The following is a 20,158-nucleotide window of genomic DNA, read 5'->3' as shown; positions in this document are numbered from 1 at the left end:
ATTATTGTTTGCAATTTATTGATTTTAAAAGGAAAAAATAAATATGTAAATGTAAAATAGTTTAAACCGATCACTGTGATTCTATTGATAGTTTTAATCTATTATTGTTGTTAATATTAATACATCTAAACAATTTGCGAGCTTGGTGACGACTAACTTACGCTAAAAGGACTCTGGGAAAGACTGGCGAACGTAAAAGCCCGCTTTATTAGGCTTTATGTTTCTAGTGCTGATTGAAAAGGATATCAGGCCATGAATGAAGTCATCTCAACGGAAGTGAATGGCGTCGAATTTGATCCACGATACAGTGAAATTGAATTCACGCTTTCAGAATATGACAGCCAAACCGATCCGCTTAATGCCGTAGACAATGCGCGTGATATCAATTGGCACGCCATTCGCGAGCAGTCTGCCGCGTTGCTGGAACAGTGCTTCGATTTACATGTCGTGCTGTGGTTTATGCGCGCCAATCTTCATATCGACGGTTTTTCGGCCTTCTACCAGGGCATTAAGGATATTGACGCCAAATATGCCGAGGAGGGCGCCACCATTTTCCCTCAGGCGGATATGGAACCCTCATCGGACAGCTTTCATGCGGCCGCATTAGGGTGGCTCGCCACATCGTCCTGTCTGCACGAAATCAAGAACAGCAAGATTTTTCCCGACACGCCGTTAACCACCGACGAGCTGCTGAATATGCGGCTTGACGAGCAGGAAGGCAAAAGCCTGCATTTTTCGGAGGTGGTAAAGGTGCTGGGGCAAGCCGACAGTTATTTTGCCGGCAGAAATCTGCCTTCGCTGAAAGAGCAATTGGCGCTGGAAATCGATGCGCTGGAGCGCGTCGAGAATTACGCCAATCTGCAGGCCGAAGATTATCGTTTGGACTGCCGGCAGGTGCGCGACTATTTGAAACAGTTCAACCGCCAGCTGGCTTCACTGGAACAGCAGGAATTGCCGGCTGAACGGGATGACGCGGAGATTGACTCGCCGGATGCTGACGCGCCTGTCGCCATGCCCGGCAAATATATCCGTTCCCGGCAGGATGTCATCTTGCTGTTGGATCAGGTTTTGGACTATTTCCAAAACTATGAGCCCAGCCATCCGGCCCCCATTCTTATTCGACGTTCACAAAAAATGATCGGTATGGACTTCGCGACGATTGTTGAGGAGCTTTTGCCGGAATCTCTGGCCTCGTTAAATCAATTGTCCGGGAAGTAATTTTTATCACAAAGGAGTTTTCCAATGGCTAAGGACTCAAGCTCTCAGAAATTTATCGGTAAAAATAACGCGCCGCGCGTGCAAATTGAATATGACGTAGAGCTTTACGGTTCACAAAAGAAAGTGGAGTTGCCCTTTGTTACGGGGGTCATGTCCGATCTCTCTGGGCATCGGAAAAAGCCTTTGCTGCCGATCGAAGAGCGGAAATTCCTGACCTTTGATCAGGACAACTTCAACGATCGTATGCGCGCCATCAAGCCTCGTCTGCAATTTTACGTAGAGAACACCCTGAGCGAAGACGATGCGTTGCTGGACGTGGAATTGGAGTTTGAATCGATGGATGACTTCACGCCTGGCGCCATCGCCAAACGGGTTCCGCAGATGCAACGCCTGCTTGAAGCCCGGGAACATCTCACGGAGCTGATCACCTATATGGATGGTAAATCCAGCGCGGAAGAAGTGGTGAAGAATCTGCTGGAGAAACCCGATTTTCTGCATCGTTTGGTGACGGATGCGCGTAAAACGGTCGCGGATGCGGAACAGGATGTGCAGGATTCCGGCAATAAAGGAGATGAGGAATGAGAGCGAGGCAACGACGCTATTCGGCTAAGCAGCAGGCTACGGCAGTCGCTGAAGTTGAAACGCAGGAAACGGAAAATGAGCTTGACGGTTTGCTCAAGCGTTCATTCCGGCCCAGAACGAACGAGGCTTCGGAAGCGGTTCGTCGGGCTATCGGCACGCTGTCCGAATATGCCAATAAAGGCAAGGTCAAGGTCAGCCAGGATGTCGTATTGACCATTGAATCGTTGATTGCCCAGATCGACGAACAGCTTTCGCAACAGATGAACAATATCTTGCACCACAAGGAGTTCCAGAAGCTGGAGTCCGCCTGGCAAGGTCTGAGTTATCTGGTCGATAACACCAACGTCAGCGAAACGCTCAAGATCCGGGTGTTGAACATCAGTCAGGATGAGCTGACGCGCAATTTGCGCCGCTATCGGGGCTCCGCCTGGGATCAAAGCCCGGTGTTCAAACAGATTTACGAACAGGAATATGGTCAGTTCGGCGGCGAGCCGTTCGGTTGCATCATCGGCGATTTTGAATTCGATCACAGCCCGATGAGCGTCACGCTGCTGACCGAGCTGGCGAAAATTTCCGCGGCGTCGCACTGTCCGTTCATTTCCGCCGCGTCGCCGTCGCTGCTGCAGATGAGCAAGTGGAACGAACTGGGCAACCCGCGGGATATCGGCAAGATTTTCACCACGCCGGAATATGCGTCCTGGCGCCGCCTGCGCGAAAGCAACGACTCGCGTTACCTGGTGTTGACGATGCCGCGTTTCCTGTCGCGTTTGCCTTATGGGGCGAAAACCAACCCGATCGAAGAGTTCGCTTTCGAGGAGTCCGTCAGGCCGGATGTGGATGATGATTTTTCCTGGGCCAACTCGGCGTATGCGATGGGCGTCAACATCAACCGCGCGTTCCATGAGTACGGCTGGTGTTCGAAGATTCGCGGCATCGAATCCGGCGGCTCGGTGGAAGAACTGCCCGCCTACGCGTTTCCATCCGATGAGGGCGGATATGAACTGACGTGCCCGACGGAAGTGGCCATTTCCGATCGGCGCGAGCAAGAGCTTTCCGACGCCGGGTTCTTGCCCCTGGTCTATCGCAAGCATTCCGATTTCGCCGCTTTTATCGGTTCTTGCACCATGCACGCGCCGGCGAAATACGAGGATCCCGACGCGACGGCCAACGCCAAGCTGTCTTCGCGCTTGCCTTATATTTTCGCCACGTGCCGATTCGCGCACTATTTGAAATGCATCGTGCGCGACAAAATCGGTTCTTTTCGGTCCAGGGACGATATGCAGCTGTGGCTGAATGACTGGCTGATGAACTACGTCGATGGCGATCCTTCCGTCTCGACCGAGGCGACCAAGGCGCGTCGTCCATTAGCCGCCGCCGAGGTGCGCGTTGAGGATGTGGAAGACGATCCGGGTTATTACCGCGCACATTTCTATTTGCGCCCGCATTACCAGTTGGAAGGCATGACCGTGTCCTTGCGACTTGTATCAAAACTTCCGTCAGCCAAAAAAGATGGGAGCAGATAAGTTACGGCTGGTCATTGGTTTGGATATTGCCGACGTTAATTATTAAATGGCGTTGGTGGGAATTGATATTTCATTGAAATTTAGTGGCGCTGTTTTTTACGCTATTGCTATTTATTAATGGCTAATGGGTTCTCATTGTCGCTATTTCAATGATCGCGTAGGCAATATAACGACTTATCTGAATAGACTTTTCAATTAACGAAGTAGACCTATCAGTCAAGGAGACAAAAAATGAGCACGAAAGCTTTAGTAGACTATTTTTTGAAAATTGAGGGTGTTGATGGTGAATCACCCGACCAAACCTACCCTGGCTGGATTCAGCTGCAAGCCTGGCAATGGGCGGAAGAAAACGCCGGCCGTTGGGGGTTCGGGAGCGGCGGTGGTTCAGGCAAAGTCGAGATGAAAGACTTTGAGTTTCGCATGGTGAGCAATAAGGCTTCGCCGAAACTGTTCCTGATGTGCGCCACCGGCGAGCATATTCCTCAGGCAAAACTTGTTTGCCGTAAATCAGGCCAGGGTCAGCAAGACTTCATTGCCGTGACCTTCAGCAACTGCCTGGTTTCCTCATTCAAGACCGTGGGTAATATGCCGCTGAATTCCACCATCGGTACTGAAATCGATACCGTGCTGCCAACCGACGTTATCAAGCTGAATTTCGCACGTATCGAAGTTGAGTACAAAGAGCAAAACAATGATGGCTCCATGGGTGCGGTAATTAAGACGGGGTATGACCTCAAGCTTAATGCCCGTATCTGATCATTGATGTCACAACACTAATTGCAGGCTGTCTGCCCGCAGCGATTGCGGGCAGACATAAGCCTTATCGCGAGGTGTTAAATGAAAGCGTCATTGCCCATGCTATTCGATAAGCTCAGCGTGAGACATCAAAGCGCCAGCGCCGATAATTGGCGGCGTGTTTTGGTGCGTGATATCGAATTTTTACTGAATGACGCATCGCGCAGCGCTGATTTGAAACTTCATGATTATGCGCACAGCGAAAGTTCGGTATTGAATTATGGCCTGCCGTCGCTGAGCCAACGCATACCGATTAATACCGATCCGTTAACGCTGGCGAGACATATACAAAGAATCATTACTTCGTTTGAGCCGCGTCTGGATCCGAAAACGATTCGTGTGGTGCCTGTAGTGAATGAACGCCAATCGTATGTGCTGGCGATTTTATTCGATATTTATGGCACCTGCTCATTACCGGGTGACGAAATGCTGGTTAATTTGCGCATCGCTCTTGATTATTCCTGTGGCGCCGTACACGTATTTGATTAATAGGGGTGACTATGTTCAGTGAGCGCTTTCTCCAATTATATAATGATGAGCTGCGTTATTTTCGCGAGGCCGGTCGTCAGTTCGCCTCTTCTCATCCCCAGGTCGCCCAGCATTTAGGCATGCATATCGACGGCGTGCTGGATCCTTTCGTTGAGCGTCTGTTGGAGGGCTCCGCGTTCCTTTGCACCCGCATCCAGGAAAAGCTGAACAATGAGCAGCCGGAATTTGCCCTGCAAATGCTCTCACGCCTGGCGCCGCTGTGGTATACGCCGGTTCCCGCGATCGCCACCGTCGCGATTAAGCCCGATCTCTCTTTTCCCCAGTGGCACAGCCAGGTTGACCTGCCGCGCGGGAGCCGCATGACCCTCAACGATATCTCGCTGAACAACAAACCCGCCACGTTCACCACGGCGCGGCATATTAAAGTGCAGCCCGTTGAGATTTCACTGGCGGAATGCGAGATTTTGCCGCCGCACCATTTGCCTGACGGCGCCGCCAGACACATGCAGGATTGCTCGGCCTACGTCAGGATATGCCTGACGACGCACGGCGTGCTTCCCGTCTCGGAGCTGGATCTCGAGCCGCTGCACCTGACGCTGGCGGAAGATACGGTGCGGGCCAATCAACTGCTGGCCGCGTTGCTTAATCGCACCTTGCGCATCGTGTTATGGGCGAAAAGCGACGACCGGCCAATCGTCAAAGTCTTGCAGCCGGACAGCTTGCGCCTGGGCGGCGTCAGCGATGAAGAAGCCTTGTTGCCCACCGTGGTGGGAGAGTTGCCCGGCAACCGGCTGATGCGCGAATACTTCGCCGCGCCAAGCCGCTTCTTCAGCCTGGAGCTGCATGGCGTGCAGGATTTTCTGCGCCAATGTGAACGCGTTCACGAGTTCGAGATCTTGTTCGCGCTGGAGCAACGCCCACTCACTCTGATCGGTCGCGTCAACGCCAGGGATTTTCATCTTTTCGCGACCCCGGTCATCAACCTGTATCGCCGCCATTGCTCGCCGGTGTTGCTGACGGATGAGCGCACGGAGCACCAACTGGTGGTCGATCGTTTGAACACCTCGCTGTATGAGATACACAGCGTAAAACAAGTGAAAGGCATGCTGCCCGACGGCAACCCGGTGATTTTCTCTTCGCTGCAGGCCGACGTGCAGTACGACTGCGAGCGGGAGCCGGCCGGTTATACGCTGCACCGTCGCCGGGAGCCGTCGCCCTCCAAGTACAACAATCCGCACCTGCCCAACGAAGATACTTTCATCGCCATCTCGCCGGGCAAAAGCGGCATCGACATCGACGACATCACGTCGCTCAGCGTCGAGGCGCTGGTATGCGAACGGCATCTGGTGCCGGCGCACCTTCAGCAGCCGCATTTCCAGCTGGAAACGGCGATGCCGATCCACCAGGTGGAGATCGTCCGCTACCCGAGCAACCCGGTCGCGGTGCCGAACATCAGCCAGGCGTGGCAGGCGATCCAGATGCTGGCCTCCAATCCTTTGCGCCATGCGCGCCCCGACGTTCAGGATTGTTCGGCGCTGTTGCGCGACTGGCTGTCGTTGTTCTGCCATCAGGATGACTCCAGCCAGCGCAAGCGCATCGCCAGCATCAAAAACGCCTGGGTGGAGCACCACTTCGAACGCAATCAGGGGCCGGGGCCGCTGGCCTGGATCCGCGGAGCCGAGATCGCCGTCAACTTAAGCGCCAACCATCATGCCGACCACGGCGCCTATCTGTTCGGCAAAATATTGCACCACGCGTTGAGCCAATACGGCGACCTGAACCAAACGTTAAGCATGAAGCTGTTGCTGGATGGGGAAACCCACGCCGACTGGGGGGCGCTCTACTATGGCTGATATGTCGTTGATGCGTGAAACGGCGCTCTCGTTGGAGCCGGCGCCGACGCCGGGGGCGCAAAGCGAAAGCGCGGGCCAGGCCGAAATACGCGGGCTGTCCAATCGACAGGATTTTTTCGAGCTGCTGCGGCGTATCGAACGCGCGCAGCCGGATGCGCCGCGGCTCGGCGTCTCCAACGATCGCAGCCGCGAAAGGCTCTGCATTACCCAGCCGGCGGATATGGCGTTCGCTTCGCGTGAAATCGCCTCTATCGTGCAGCGCCCTAAGCAAGTGCTGATTCAGGCGCGGCATTTCGGCATGTTCGCCCCCTACGGCCCGCTGCCGATCCATGTGACCGAGCACGCGCGCACCGAAGTCATCGCCAGACGCAACCAGGCGTTCCAGCAGTTCGTCGGCATCGTCAGCCAGCGCTTCGCCGTATTGCACTACCGGGCCTGGGCGCAGCTGAAGGCGATGATCGGCCATGAGCATGACGATGATAAAAACCCGTTCTTGCGCCATTTGCGCCAGACGGTGGGCGTCGATACGGCGCTGACGGTGAACCCGCATATCCAGCGCCTGCGCGAGGCGTACCCCGGCACTTATCTGCCCGGTCGCCGCTCGCTGCGGCAGCTCAACAAGATGTTGGCGGCCTATTTCGCCGTTCCCATCACGATTACGCCGCGCTACGCCAAGTGGATCGACGACGGCAAGCAAAGCGGCAGCCAAAAGCTGGGCAAGTTGGGCAGCACGCGCATCGGCAGCCGCTTTTTCGATGCCCAGTACGGCGCGCATATTCAGATCGGCCCGCTGGGGGCCCCGCAGTATCAGCAGTATCAGCGCGGCAGCCGGCGGCTGCAGGCGCTGGTGAGCATCTGTCATGACTTTACGAGCCATCAGCTGATGCTGGATGTCAGCCTGCTGATTGCCACGGAGCCGGGCATGGCGGCGCAGCTGGGCGGCAAGTCGCTGAGTAAAGACAGCTGGCTGAAACCTAAGACAGGGACGTTTAGGCAGCTGGTTTATCAATCAACAACTTAATATAAGGAAATTTAAGGTGTATCAACGAGAACGTCTTTTTTCGCGATTGGGCCACTTTGCCTATCAGTCGTTCGTCGAAGCGACCAAGCTGTGCCGAACCTTCAGGCACGAATACGTGGAGCTGGAACACTGGCTGAAAGTCCTGGTGGACAAGGAACGCGGCGACTTGCCGATGATCCTGGCGCACTACGCCATCAACAGTCAGCGCATCAGCGATGCGTTGGATCGCATTCTTCATACCTTGCCTAACCGGACGAATGCGGTGGTGGATCTGTCGACGCAACTGGAAACGGTGGTGGAAAGAGGGCTGCTGATGAGCCAGCTCGCCGAAACGCCGTCCGGCGGGGTGCGCACCATTCATATCCTGGTCGGCATTCTGCAGGATCCCACGTTGCAGCGCAGCCTGTACCGGCTGAGCGACGAGTTCAAAAAACTGCCGATCCCGCAGCTGTTCGACGATTATCCGGCGATTCTGGCGGAGTCCGTCGAGCATGAGGAAGAGGAAGAAGAGGTCTACAGCGCCCACGGCGATGCGCCGGAGGCGTCCGAGACGGTCGATATTCTCGATAAATGGTGCGCCGATCTGACCCGCCAGGCGCGCGACGGTGAAATCGACCCGGTGATTGGCCGCGAAGCGGAGCTGCGCCAGGTGATCGACATCTTGCTGCGTCGCCGGCAGAACAACCCGATTTTGGTGGGCGAAGCCGGGGTCGGCAAAACGGCGGTGGCAGAAGCGCTGGCCTGCAAGATAGCCCAGGGGCAGGTGCCGCCGCTGCTGCAGGGCGCCCGGCTGCTGTCTTTGGATCTGGGGCGCATGCAGGCCGGGGCGAGCATGAGGGGCGAATTCGAATCGCGCCTGAAAGCGCTGATCGACGCCATCGCGCATTCGGCGGTGCCGGTGATCCTGTTTTGCGACGAGGCGCATACGCTGGTGGGCGCCGGCGGGCAGGCCGGCACCGGCGACGCCGTCAACCTGTTGAAACCGATGTTGGCCAGGGGGGCGCTGCGCATGGTGGCGGCGACGACCTGGTCGGAATACAAACAGTTCATCGAGCCGGATGCCGCGCTGACGCGCCGTTTCCAGTACGTGTTGGTTTCTGAACCCGACGAAGAGAATGCGGTGAACATGATGCGCGCCATCGCCCCGCATTTTGCGCAGCACCACAGCGTCAAGATCCGCGAGTCGGCGCTGCAGGCGGCGGTGCATTTGTCGCTGCGCCATCTGCCGTCGCGGCAACTGCCGGACAAAGCCATCAGCTTGCTGGACACCGCCTGCGCGCGGGTGGCGCTGAGCCAGCATGCGCTGCCTGAAAAAATCGAGTCACTCGAGGCCGGGTTGGCGGTGAAGCGCACCGAAATGAACGGCCTGCAGGAGGAAAGCAAATTCGACGATCTGGCGCTTACCCGCATCACTGAATTGCAGCAGACCCTCAGCGACATGGAAGGTGAACTGGATGCGCTGCGTCAGCGGCAGGCGCAGGAGCAACAGGCGGTCACCACCTTGCTCGACGCGGAGCGGCAGTCGCCGGAGCGCTTGCCGCAGTTGGCCTCCGAGCTGGGAGCCTTGCAAGACGGCGGCCTGCCGTTGGTGTATCCGTGGGTGGACGACCGCGTTGTGGCGGAGGTGTTGTCGGATTGGACCGGCATCCCCACCGGCCGCATGCTGCAAAGCGATCTGGACAATGCGCTCAATCTCAACCAACTGCTGAGCCGCCAGATATTCGGCCAGCAGACGGCGATCGATGAAATCGCGCAGGCGGTGCGCATCTCCCGCGCCGGCATTCAGGCGCACGATCGGCCATTGGGCGTTTTCATGCTGTCCGGCCCGAGCGGCGTCGGCAAAACGGAGACCGCGTTTGCGCTGGCGGAGGCGATGTACGGCGGCGCGCATAACCTGATCGTCTTCAATATGAGCGAGTTTCAGGAATCGCATACCGTTTCCACCCTGAAAGGGGCGCCGCCGGGCTATGTCGGCTACGGCAAGGGCGGCAAGTTGACGGAGGCGGTGCGCCGCAAACCTTATTCCATCGTCTTGCTCGACGAATTCGACAAGGCGCATCCCGATATCCACGAGGCGTTTTATCAAGTCTTCGACAAGGGCGTGATGGAAGACGGTGAGGGCCGCATGATCAGCTTCCGCCAGTGTTTCATTTTAATGACGAGCAATATCGGCGCCGGCGAAATAGAAGCGACGCTGGCGGAAACGCCGGATCTGAAAACCGAAGCGCTGCGGCCGATGCTGCACGACGTGCTGGCGCGCTTCTTCCCGGCGGCGCTGTTGGCGCGCATGAACGTCATTCCCTACGTGCCGCTTTCTACCGAAGCGATAACCCATATCGCCACCAAACAGATTTCGCGTTTACAACAGCGTTTGCACAAAGAAGTGGGCGTGTCGCTGGTGCTGGAAGGCGACATTCCAGGCTGGATAGCCAAACGCATCAGCGCCCATCCTTCGCGCGGCAGAGCGGTCGAGTCGCTGCTGCAGCAGGTGATTTTGCCGCCCATCAGCAATGAAGTGCTGCAGCGCAAACGGACGGGACAGGAACTGCAGAATATCCAACTCATGGTCGAGAACGATAGTTTAAGTGTTTATTTCGACTGATTTTTAATTTGCCGCCGGCCCGCAAACGCGGGGCGGGGTTCGATATCGGATCAGAGAGGTTGTTATGCCTTTAATCGAAATTGATAACCCGGTGTTAGCCGAATTAAATGCGTTTCCACTCAGCTTCACCACCAAAGAAGGGTTGTCGAGCAACTCGCAATATACGCTCGAATTCGAATGTGAACAGGCGGACGTTGATTATGAATCTCTGCTGGGTCAAGGGATCAGCATTCAAATAGAAAGGCCGGATTTCGGCGCGCGGCCGTTTTACGCTTACGTGATCGGCGCCTCCGATTCGGGGCAGCATCAGGATAAGTTCGTTTATAAGCTGGAGCTGAGCACCTGGCTGTGGTTTTTGATGCAGAACCGCAACAGCCGCATTTTCCAGGATTTGAACGTGCTCGACATCATCGAGCAAATCTTTTCGCGCTACGGTTTTGCCGACTACCGTCTGGATATTCAAGGCACTTATCCGACGCGTGAATATTGCGTGCAGTTTTCCGAAACGGATTTCGCGTTTATCAGCCGCCTGCTTGAAGACGAAGGCATCTGGTATTACTTCGATCACGCCGAGGATAAACACACGCTGGTGATCACCGACCGGCAGAATTTCGACGATCTGGATTTCGGTTACGCCGTGTTGCCGTTCATGCCGGACAGCGAAGAAAACCGCGCCATCCGCGAAGGGATCCAGCGCATCCAGCGTTCACGCAAAGTGCGCCCGAATGAAATCGTGCTGCGCGACTTCGACTTCCAGAACCCGCGTAAAAACCTGCAAACCAAGGTGGAAGAGAGCCGCCTCGGCCTGCAGAACACCCCGTTGGAGTGGTACGACTACGCGGCGGGTTATGTGGATACCGAACGCGGTGAAAACCTGGCGCGGCTGCGCCTTGAAGAAATGCAAAGCGACGGCCATCTGCTGTTTGGCGAGAGCAACGCCGTCGGGTTGATGGCCGGCAAGGATTTCTCCTTGATTTTGCACCCGGACGCCAACCGCAATCGCCGCTTCAAGCTGACTCGCTGCGACTATGTGTTCGTGCAAGACGGCCCGGACAGCAGCAGCGACGGCCGCAACGTCACCTGCCGTTTCAATGCGTTGAACGACGACGTGCCGTTCCGCCCGCTGCGCGAAACGCCAAAGCCGCAGATGCCGGGCATCCAGAGCGCCACCGTGGTCGGCGCGCCCAACTCCGAAGTGCATACCGACAAATTTGCGCGCATCCGCGTGCATTTCCACTGGGATCGCTACAAAACCACCGAGGAAGACAGCTCTTGCTGGATCCGCGTGGTGCAGGCCTGGGCCGGGAAAGGCTGGGGCGTGATCGCCATGCCGCGCGTCGGTCAGGAAGTGCTGGTGACCTATGTCGACGGCGATCTCGATCGTCCGATGGTGACCGGGATTGTGTATAACGGCGACAACCCGCCGCCTTATCAGTTACCTGAATACATCAACTACTCGGGCATGGTGTCGCGTTCGCTGCGCTTCGGCAAGCCGCAGCATGCCAGCCAGTTGACCTTCGATGACAACCGCAACAACGAACGCGTCATGCTGCATGCCGAACGCGATCTGCAAACCACGGTGGAGCGCAACCAGGCCACCGAGGTGGGAATGGACAAGTTCGACATCATCCGCCGCACCTTTACCGACTGGTTCACCAACCACGTCTCTTACAAGGATTACGTCTTCAGCATTACCGGGTTTGACGCCTCGATTAAAGGCGTCAGCGCGTCGATGACCGGCGTCAGCCTCACCGCCACCGGCGTGAGCACCTCGTTTACCGGCGTCAGCACCTCGTTCACCGGCGTGAGCACGTCATTTACCGGCGTGAGCACTTCGTTCACCGGGCTGAGCACCTCGTTCACCGGGCAGAGCACCAGCTGCACCGGCGTATCAAACTCGATGACCGGCGAAAGCAACTCCTTCACCAGCATCAGCAACAGCATGACCGGCGAAAGCAACAGCTACACCACGGTCAGCACCAGCCAGACCGGCAGCAGCACCAGCTTTACCGGCGTCAGCGTCAGCACCACCGGCTCGTCGACCAGCACCACCGGCTGCAGCATCAGCACCACCGGATCGTCGACCAGCACCACCGGCTGCAGTATCAGCACCACCGGCAGCAGCGTGAGCACCACCGGCAGCAGCGTCGGCACCACCGGCAGCAGCGTCAGCAGCACCGGCAGCAGCGTCAGCAATACCGGCAGCAGCGTCAGCAATACCGGCAGCAGCACCAGCACGACAGGGGTGTCGATCAGCTATACCGGCGCGTCACTGTCCGAGACCGGCGTCGATTTGAAAAAAGTCGGGATGCAAAGCAAAAACTAACGAGGCGCGGCAATGAGAATCATACGGCCACAGCAATTGGTGGCGATTAAAGGAAGTTACCAGATCGGGACAGACAGCCGGCTCGGCATCAGCGTCGTGGCCGGATGCTACCTGTCCCGGCCTGAGCACTTCGTGAACGAAGCCGAAATCTGGGAGGCGTGGAAGCGCGTGCCGCTCAGCCTGCCGATATTGGATGTTGCCGAGCCGAAGCCGTTCGCCGAATACCTGATCGCCGGCCATGCCGGCATCGGTCAGCCGGTGAAAACGCTGAATGTCAGCGCCGACATCGGCGGGCTGAAGCGCCGTTGGCGGGTCGAGGGCGAGGGACGGCGCGGCGCGATGGAGGTGGAACCCTTCCTCAGCGTGCCGCTGGATCACACCTCCGCCTGGGGCGGCAAAGACAACAAGGAGAACCCGTTTGGCCGCGGCTGCAATGACGGGCTGCGGCCGCTGCTGATGACGCTGTCCGCCGAGGGGACCGCGCAGGAGCGCTCTCCGCTGGCGGCGCCGGCGCCGGTGCCGCACGAGTTTGCGCTGCGCAAGGCGCACATCGATAAGGTGGCGGGCCAGATCGCCGGCAAAGCCTATCTCGAGACGGCATTCCCCGGGCTGCCGGCCAATATCGATCGGCGTTATTTCCAGATGGCGCCGCCGGCGCAGTGGTTGCCGGAAGCGGCGTGGCCGGATCGGGTGCCCTTCGAGCTGCAGGGCGTCGGCGCGCAAAGCGAGGCGATTCGCGGCGAGCTGCCGGCGGTGCGCGGACGGGCGTTCATCCGCCGTCACGATAGCGACAGCCTCGAGGAAATCGAGCTGCAGCGCAAAACGCTGTGGTTCCTGCCCGACAGCGACATCGCTTTGCTTATCTTCACCGGCAATGCGCCGTTGACGCATCTGCTGGACGAGTCCATCGAGTCCGTCATGCTGGCGTTGGATCGCTGCGATGCGCCGCGCTCGTTCGACTATTTCCAACAGGTATTCCGCAAGCGCAGCGACGATGACGCCTCGCCCTTTGAGTTTCTGTTCGATCCGGATCTGATGCCGGCGGAGATGGGATTGAACGTCATCCAGGCGGTGTCGGATCACCCCAGCGATTTGCGTTACGATCCGTCGCCCACCTCTCTGGGCGATTCCGCCGTGTTCTATCAACGTATCCGCGAGGCGATCGCCTTGCACCAGCAACAAGCGGCGGCGGAGCCTGTTTCCGTGACGTTGCCCGACTTGCCGGATCTTCCCGCTGAAGACGGCAATGACGCGTTTTTCCCCGATAGCGCGACCGTGGAAGGGAAGACTTTCACCGGTTTGCGCTGCGAGGCGCTGTCGGGCCGGCATTTTCTGCAGTGCCGCTTTGAGCGCTGCGATTTCTCGCAGGCTTCCCTCGACAGCTGCACCTTCGAAAACTGCGTTTTTGATGCGGTCAATTTGACGCAGGCGGCGCTGCGCCAGATCCGCATGATCTCGTGCACGCTGCAAAAGCCGTTGCTGGCGGAAAGCGTGTGGCAAGAGGCGGTTTTCGAACGGGTGACGCTGGCGGAGCCTCAGGGGCAAGGGCTGCGCGCCGACCACGTGAAGCTGGATAACTGCGTTTTCGAGCGGGGCGATTTCACCGCGAGCCGCTTTGAACACGCGGCGATCGGCAACGGCATGTTTAATGGCGCGACGCTGATCCGCGCGCAGTTTCTGCAAGGCGAGCTGGACGCGTGCGTGTTTAACCGCTGCCTCGCCGAAGAGGCGGTTGCGCTGGAGATGACGCTCACCAAAAACTCGTTCCTTGGCGGCAACTGGCGCGGCGTGCGCTTCGAACGCTGCCGCGTCGAGAGCCTGACGGCGGGCATGCAGGCGAACTTTTCCCACGCCGTGTTCAGCGATAGCTGTTTCACCAAAGTGGGATTGAAAGCGGCGCGCATGGAGAGGTGCCAACTGCTGTACAGCGTTTTCACTGAATGCAACTTTGACGAGGCCGATCTGACGGCCTGCGCGATCGCCGGCTGCGATCTGGCCGGCGTGCGGTTTAAAGACAGCCTGTTGACGCACTCACGTTGGCAAAACAGCAGCGCTCAGCAAGGCCTGTTTTATAACGCCGATCTGCGCGATGCGGAATTTGACCAGTGCAATCTGGCGGCGGCGCATCTGGCGATGACCTGGCAGGACGCCGGCACGCGGTTCAGCGGTTGTCTGCTGGAGCGCGCGTGTTGGGTGCCGCGCAGAATCATTCATGGGGACTATGCGCATGAAAACTGAAAGCCGCGTGATTCAACAGGCGCTGCCTGACCGAGAGGCGATCGAACTGGAGGTCGCCCAGGCGGTGGCGCAGACGCCGCCCATGTCGCGGATCTTCAAGAAACGCCGGTTTCACGATCGCGAGCTGAAAGGGTTGACGCTGAGCGACTGCTTTTTCATCGACTGTCATTTCGAACGCGTCACGTTTGAAGGCTGTGATTTGCGGGCGGTGCGCTTTGAGGGCTGCACCCTGCAGCAGGTCAACGTGGTCGGCGGCAGCCTGATGCGCCTGTCGTTCAACGAATGCCGGTTTGAGAACCTGACGCTGCAACAGGGGCTGCTGTGCAATTTGGCGTGCAACGACACCACGCTGCAGGGGTGTTACGTCGGCGATTGTCTGCTGGATGACTGCGGTTTGATCCGGTGCGAGGTCAACGGCGCGGAAATTGAACGCAGCAGCCTGGGGCATCTGGCCGTGCAGTCCAGCACCCTGACCAACCTGATGTTTCACCAGGACGTGATACAGGACGCCAACTGGTACGCCTGCCAGCTCACGCAGTGCCTGTGGCAGGCGTCGACCCTCGAGCGCCACATCATGGGGAGCTGCCGGCTGGAGACGTGCAGCTGGCAGACGATCGCGGGGCAGGCGCGCATCTGGTTCACCTGCCGCCTGTCGGGCTGCACTTTGGCTCAGCTACAGCTGCAGGGCGCCAGTTTTCACCGCAGCGAGCTGGAGGGGTGTTCGTTCGCCGACAGCGATCTGACCTCGGCGATCTTCGCTGAAGCGCAGGCGCTGCGCTGCGATTTCGAGCGCGCGACGCTGATCCTGGCGCAGGGGCAGAAGGCCCGGTTCAGCGAATGTGCGATGGGCGGCGCCAACTGGGGGCGCGCCATCTTGCCGCAAGCGGAATTCAGGGCGTGCGATCTGGCGTTAGCCAATCTTGAGCAGGCCGAACTGCGGGAAGCGAACCTGATCGAACAGCCGTTGACCGCCGCTCAGCAACAGAGCGCTCGCCTGCATGGCGCGCAGCGTCATCGCGCCGAAAACGTGCCGCTTACCGCCGATCCGTTCTTGAGCGCGATCGACGCCTGGTATGCGCATCAACAACCGGGGCCGCGGCAACCGTCGTATCAACGGCCAACAGGAGTAAGCAGATATGTATAAATCCAGAAGAGAGCATCAGAAGGTCTATGCCAACGCCAGGGTGACGCCTTTGCAGTTGGTGCGCAGCGCTCCGCTTCCCGAACAAGGGGGGCGCAAGGTGGTGACGCTGGCGGCCGACGCCAACGGCGGTCTGTATGTCGATGGCATGCGCGCGCATTGTCTGGCGGTCGCCACCAGCTGCCTGGTTCAGCCGCTGGCGGGCGATCGCGTTTGCGTCATCGCCGACGGCGACAAGTTGGTCATCACCGAGATCCTGTCGCGGCAACAGGCGAACGCCGTCATGACGCTGGACAGCCGCTGCGCCAACTTGCGCATCGTGGCGCCCGAGATAGAGCTGCAGGGCGGCAAGCGGCTGACGCTGCGCAGCCCGCACTTCACGCTGCTGACGCGCAGCAGCCGTTGGGTTGCCGAAACGCTGCACCAAATCTCTCAACGCCTGTTTGTGCGCAGCAAGCACGCGAGCCGGCGGGTGGAGGAAACCGACGAGGTGCTGGCCAAGCACATCATTCAGGATGCGCGGCAATCCCTCGTCATCAACAGTGAAATTGGTTCCCTGAAGTCTTCGGCGGTGCTGAAGATCGACGGTGGCCAGATACATATGGGGTAAACCACCATGACTGCAGCCAATACCAACATGGGCGGGATCGGCTTTGCCGGCTGCGACCCGATGATACCGGCGCCGGGCCCGAACACCTCGCCCAACAACACCGGCATACCGAACGTGCCTAACATTTTCATTTCCGGCGGCAATGAACAAAACCTCGGCACCACTCGTGTGGCCACCGCCGATTCGGGCGGAGTGATCGGCGCTGCCTCGGGGACGCATTCGGCCCAGGCGCAGCCGGTGCAGGGATCGGGTAAGTATTTCTCCGGCGGCATGCCGGTCACGCGGCTAGGTGATTCCAGCACGACGAACAACAACAACATGGTCTGCACTCAGGTCGCGCCGAGCCAGACCAAATGTTTCGTTAATGCATAGGAGTTCAGCATGGTGAAAACGCTCCGGGGGATTGCGACAGGGGGACTGTTGGCGGTGGGGATGCTCGGCGGATGCAGCTGGTTTTCTCACGATGAGGCTGCGGATGCGGGGCGTCGGTTGCGGTTTATCGACGTCGAGGTGACCGCCAACGACAACGTGAACCCGAATGCCGCCGGGGAGGCGCAGCCGGTCAAGGTGTGCGTGATAGAAACCAATCGCTCGGGGTGGATGCCTGAGGGAATTGGCGACGGCGCCCCTTGCCGCGAGACGGCGCCGTCGGAAGGGGCGCTGAGCCGGCACCAGAGCATTTTGCAACCGAGGGAGACGTTGCGTTATCGCTTCGAGGTGCCGGCGGGGCAAGAGCGATGGGTCGTCGTCGGGGCGGAGTTTCAGCAAATCAGCGGCGTGTTGCCGCTCGCCGAGCAAAAGTCCCCTGCGCAGGCTGATTCGCAAATGAAGGTGATGGTGGGGATGACGTCACTCAGCATAGTGACTAACGACAAAATGGATGAATGACATGTTACCTAAACAACGCGTCGCCTGGGTAGAAGGCATGTTGATGGAACCGCAGCATTTCCAGCAGCAGGAACGTTTTTTCGAGCACTTGATTGAAGCGCGCTTGCGCAGCGTCGAAACCTTCACCTGGGGGTTCCTGACGCTGGAGATCGACAACGGGCTATTGGAACAGGGCAAGTTTGCGCTGAAGAAAGCCAAGGGCGTTTTCCCCGACGGCACGGCGTTCAGCATGCCTGAGGATATTCCGCTGCCGCCGCCGCTGGTGCTGGGAGAAGGCTGCCAGGGGAAAGTGGTGTGCCTGTCCGTGCTGATGGATATCGCCGGCAACGCCCAGATCGATCTTATCCAGGATGCGCGAAAAAGCAGCCGTTTTCGCACCATGGACGCCGAGGTGCCGGATCGCAACCACGGCGTCAGCCTGGAAGGGACCCCGCGCGTGTGCACGATGCAACTGGGCAGCCTGGTGACGCGGCTAAGCCTGGAGGACGCGGTCAGCAGCGCGGAAAGCGTGCTGCCGGTCGGTTTCGTGCGCGAGCTCACCAGCGATCGTCGGGTGCTGCTTGATGAGCGCGCCTTGCCGCCGATGCTGGATTTCCGCGCCATCGGCTGGCTGCCCGCTTTCACCACCGAATTGCTTGGGCTGATCAGCCAGCGTCTGGAGTCGGTTTTCCGCCCGGACGTGCATATGACGATCGGCGGGCTTTCCGAGCTGCTGGAACTGCTGTTGCTGCAAACCTTGAGCGAGTTCAATTTGCGCATCAGCCAACTGCTGGCCAGCCCGCAGGTGCATCCTGAAACCCTGTTCGACACGTTGCTGAGCCTGCTGGGGCGGCTCAGCATCATTCCCGGCGGCGAACGCCTCTGGGATCGGGCCGATTTGGTGTATCTGCACGATGAACCGCACAACTGCTACTTCCAGCTGTTTGCCTCGATTCGCCGCGCGCTGTCGCTGGTGATCGAAGCGCCGGCGGTGGCGTTGCCGTTTATCGATCGCGGCGACAGCATTTATCTGTGCCCGAACGACTCGCAGCTGCGCCTGGAAAAACTGGTGTTCGCCGTCAGCTGCGGTTTGTCCATCGAGCATCTGCGCTCGTATTTCCCCGCGCAGGTCAAACTGGGGCCGGTCGAGAAAATCATTCAGCTGATCGATCTGCAATTACCGGGCGCTCGCTTGCTGCCGATGGCCTCGCCGCCGCGGCACATACCGTATTACCCGAACAGCATCTATTTCGAGGTTGATCATGCCGACCCGATTTATAAGGAAATGATGGCCGGCTCGGCGATGGCGCTCAGCATCGTGGGTGATTTCCCCGACCTGCGTTTTGACGTCTGGGGATTAAGGCAAGGGAGGGTGGGATGAACGAATTCGAGAGAAAAATACGCGAGGCGATGGCGGTAACGCGCAACAACGCGACGCCGCGCCTTCCCGCGTCCGGCTCGGTGGGCAAAACGACGGCGGAGATCGCCGCGCTGTCCTTCGGCGCGCGGGCGCTGGCCGCCAAGCTGCGGCCGGGAAGCGCCGGGGTGGCGACGCCCCCCGAACCCAAGCCTTATGAAGCGGAAAGCGTTGCGCCGGAAAGCAGCGAGCCCGCGCCGGGCGAGCGCCCGGCCGAGGCGGCGCCGACCTCGAGCGGGCTGTTCGGCCGCGCCGCGCTGAGCAAGCCCGGCGTGATGATGGGCCATTGGGACAACCCGCTGATCGCCGCCGCTATCCCGGTCCTGCTGCAGGTGGAGCGGGTGCGCGATCAGAAACAGCTGAATCCGGGCGCGGTACGCGCGCAGATCGTGCGCGAGATCCAACAATTTCAGCAGACGCTGCTGGCGGATCACATCGCGCCGAGCGATGTGGACAAGCTGGCCTATCTGCTGTGCTCCTACGTGGATGAGTGCTGCATGAGCACGCTCGAATCCGGCGAACTGAATCTCAGCCTGCTGGTGGAGTTTTATCGCGACGCCTGGGGCGGGGAAAAGTGCTTCGAGCACCTGCAGGCCTATCTGGCCGCCTCGCCGCGCAACAAGGAGATCCTGGCGTTTTACGATCTGATCCTGTCGCTGGGCTTCGAAGGGCAATACCACGTAATGGAACGCGGCGCGGTGCTGTTGGCCGACGTGCGCAACCGTCTTGACGGCTATCTGTACAGCCAGAACCCGACGCAGACGCTGGCCGATGCCGAGCCGAGCAACGTGGTGCGCAAGGCGACCCGCATCACGCCGCTGAAGCTGCTGTGCTACGGCCTGGCCATCGCGCTGCTGGCGTACGCCTCGGCCGCCTGGTATCTGCACGATCAGTCCCGCGCGCTGCGCAACGCCATTTTGGCCTGGACACCGCCGCAGCCGCGCAAAATCAACATCATGGAGACGCTGCCGCAGCCGCTGCCGCAAATCCTCAGCGAAGGGTGGCTGGAGGTGCGCGCCGATCCGCGCGGCTGGCTGTTGATCTTCACCTCCGACGGCGCGTTCGCCACCGGGCAGTCGAAGCTGTCGGAAGAGTTTAAAAAGAAACGCAACATTGAGCGTTTGGGGGAAGCGCTGGCGCCGTGGCCGGGCGATCTGGAGGTCATCGGGCATACCGACAACAAACCGTATCGCAACACCTCCAACAACTCCAACCTGAAACTGTCCGAGGCTCGCGCGCAGACGGTCGCCGACAAGCTGCGCGAATCCTTGGCCAACAGTAAATACAACCGCACCGTGACATCGGTCGGCAAGGGCGATCAGGAGCCGCTGGACGACAACGCGACGGAAGAAGGGCGCCGCCGCAACCGCCGCGTGGACATCCTTTGGAAAATCGGCGAGAGGGAGATGGCTTCACCGTCTGCAACGTTAAATCAGGCAGGGGTAGCCGCCGAGGTCCCCGAGGATAACTAAGACA

16 protein-coding genes are annotated in these 20,158 nt (G+C 58.9%); all 16 read left to right on the top strand.

The features are described from left to right. The first annotated feature begins 252 nt into the window (after positions 1 to 252). The 16 genes from HWW83_RS05340 (at position 253) to icmH (ending at position 20,154) form a co-directional block, all read left to right on the top strand. Positions 253 to 1,218 (top strand): type VI secretion system protein TssA, encoded by a 966-nt coding sequence (locus HWW83_RS05340; RefSeq protein ID WP_033643664.1) that lies wholly within the window; start codon positions 253 to 255, stop codon positions 1,216 to 1,218. 24 nt (positions 1,219 to 1,242) lie between these two features. After that, on the top strand, positions 1,243 to 1,800 hold the full coding sequence (gene tssB / locus HWW83_RS05335) for a type VI secretion system contractile sheath small subunit (protein WP_033643663.1): 558 nt from the start codon (positions 1,243 to 1,245) through the stop codon (positions 1,798 to 1,800). Beyond that, positions 1,797 to 3,323 carry a type VI secretion system contractile sheath large subunit gene (gene tssC / locus HWW83_RS05330; protein WP_033643662.1) on the top strand — a complete coding sequence of 509 codons (1,527 nt, stop codon included), beginning with the start codon at positions 1,797 to 1,799 and terminating at the stop codon, positions 3,321 to 3,323. The genes tssB and tssC overlap by 4 nt, the downstream gene beginning before the upstream one ends. Before the next feature lie 231 nt (positions 3,324 to 3,554). Then, positions 3,555 to 4,079: an Hcp family type VI secretion system effector gene (locus HWW83_RS05325; RefSeq protein WP_004935369.1), complete on the top strand. Its 525-nt coding sequence runs from the start codon at positions 3,555 to 3,557 to the stop codon at positions 4,077 to 4,079. A gap of 81 nt (positions 4,080 to 4,160) precedes the next feature. Continuing rightward, the gene (locus tag HWW83_RS05320) at positions 4,161 to 4,607 is read left to right on the top strand and encodes a type VI secretion system baseplate subunit TssE (RefSeq protein WP_015378391.1); all 447 of its coding nucleotides are present in this window, start codon (positions 4,161 to 4,163) and stop codon (positions 4,605 to 4,607) included. A gap of 11 nt (positions 4,608 to 4,618) precedes the next feature. Next, entirely contained in the window at positions 4,619 to 6,460 is a 1,842-nt protein-coding gene (gene tssF / locus HWW83_RS05315) for a type VI secretion system baseplate subunit TssF (RefSeq protein WP_033643661.1), read from the top strand. Then, entirely contained in the window at positions 6,453 to 7,481 is a 1,029-nt protein-coding gene (gene tssG, locus HWW83_RS05310; RefSeq protein ID WP_046687388.1) for a type VI secretion system baseplate subunit TssG, read from the top strand. Before tssF ends, tssG begins: the two co-directional genes overlap by 8 nt. Before the next feature lie 16 nt (positions 7,482 to 7,497). Continuing rightward, positions 7,498 to 10,083: a type VI secretion system ATPase TssH gene (gene tssH, locus HWW83_RS05305; protein ID WP_176589055.1), complete on the top strand. Its 2,586-nt coding sequence runs from the start codon at positions 7,498 to 7,500 to the stop codon at positions 10,081 to 10,083. Between the two features lie 64 nt (positions 10,084 to 10,147). Next, on the top strand, positions 10,148 to 12,409 hold the full coding sequence (vgrG, locus tag HWW83_RS05300) for a type VI secretion system tip protein VgrG (RefSeq protein ID WP_004935351.1): 2,262 nt from the start codon (positions 10,148 to 10,150) through the stop codon (positions 12,407 to 12,409). Positions 12,410 to 12,421: 12 nt separating this feature from the next. Then, the gene (locus tag HWW83_RS05295) at positions 12,422 to 14,647 is read left to right on the top strand and encodes a DUF2169 family type VI secretion system accessory protein (RefSeq protein ID WP_176589054.1); all 2,226 of its coding nucleotides are present in this window, start codon (positions 12,422 to 12,424) and stop codon (positions 14,645 to 14,647) included. Further along, positions 14,637 to 15,791: a pentapeptide repeat-containing protein gene (locus tag HWW83_RS05290; protein WP_232093834.1), complete on the top strand. Its 1,155-nt coding sequence runs from the start codon at positions 14,637 to 14,639 to the stop codon at positions 15,789 to 15,791. Before HWW83_RS05295 ends, HWW83_RS05290 begins: the two co-directional genes overlap by 11 nt. Then, complete coding sequence (locus tag HWW83_RS05285) at positions 15,784 to 16,398, top strand: DUF3540 domain-containing protein (RefSeq protein WP_033643657.1); 615 nt, start codon at positions 15,784 to 15,786, stop codon at positions 16,396 to 16,398. Before HWW83_RS05290 ends, HWW83_RS05285 begins: the two co-directional genes overlap by 8 nt. 6 nt (positions 16,399 to 16,404) lie before the next feature. Then, entirely contained in the window at positions 16,405 to 16,770 is a 366-nt protein-coding gene (locus tag HWW83_RS05280; protein ID WP_033643656.1) for a PAAR-like domain-containing protein, read from the top strand. 9 nt (positions 16,771 to 16,779) lie between these two features. Further along, positions 16,780 to 17,286, top strand: a complete 507-nt coding sequence (locus HWW83_RS05275; RefSeq protein ID WP_033643655.1) for a type VI secretion lipoprotein TssJ — start codon at positions 16,780 to 16,782, stop codon at positions 17,284 to 17,286. Between the two features lies 1 nt (position 17,287). After that, the gene (gene tssK / locus HWW83_RS05270) at positions 17,288 to 18,646 is read left to right on the top strand and encodes a type VI secretion system baseplate subunit TssK (protein WP_021505816.1); all 1,359 of its coding nucleotides are present in this window, start codon (positions 17,288 to 17,290) and stop codon (positions 18,644 to 18,646) included. Continuing rightward, complete coding sequence (icmH, locus tag HWW83_RS05265) at positions 18,643 to 20,154, top strand: type IVB secretion system protein IcmH/DotU (RefSeq protein WP_033643654.1); 1,512 nt, start codon at positions 18,643 to 18,645, stop codon at positions 20,152 to 20,154. The genes tssK and icmH overlap by 4 nt, the downstream gene beginning before the upstream one ends. Positions 20,155 to 20,158: the final 4 nt, after the last annotated feature.

The sequence above is a fragment of the Serratia ureilytica genome (genome assembly GCF_013375155.1).
Taxonomy (GTDB): Bacteria; Pseudomonadota; Gammaproteobacteria; order Enterobacterales; family Enterobacteriaceae; genus Serratia; species Serratia ureilytica.
Note: the sequence above shows the minus strand (reverse complement) of the source record. Positions and strands in the feature narration are given on the sequence as shown.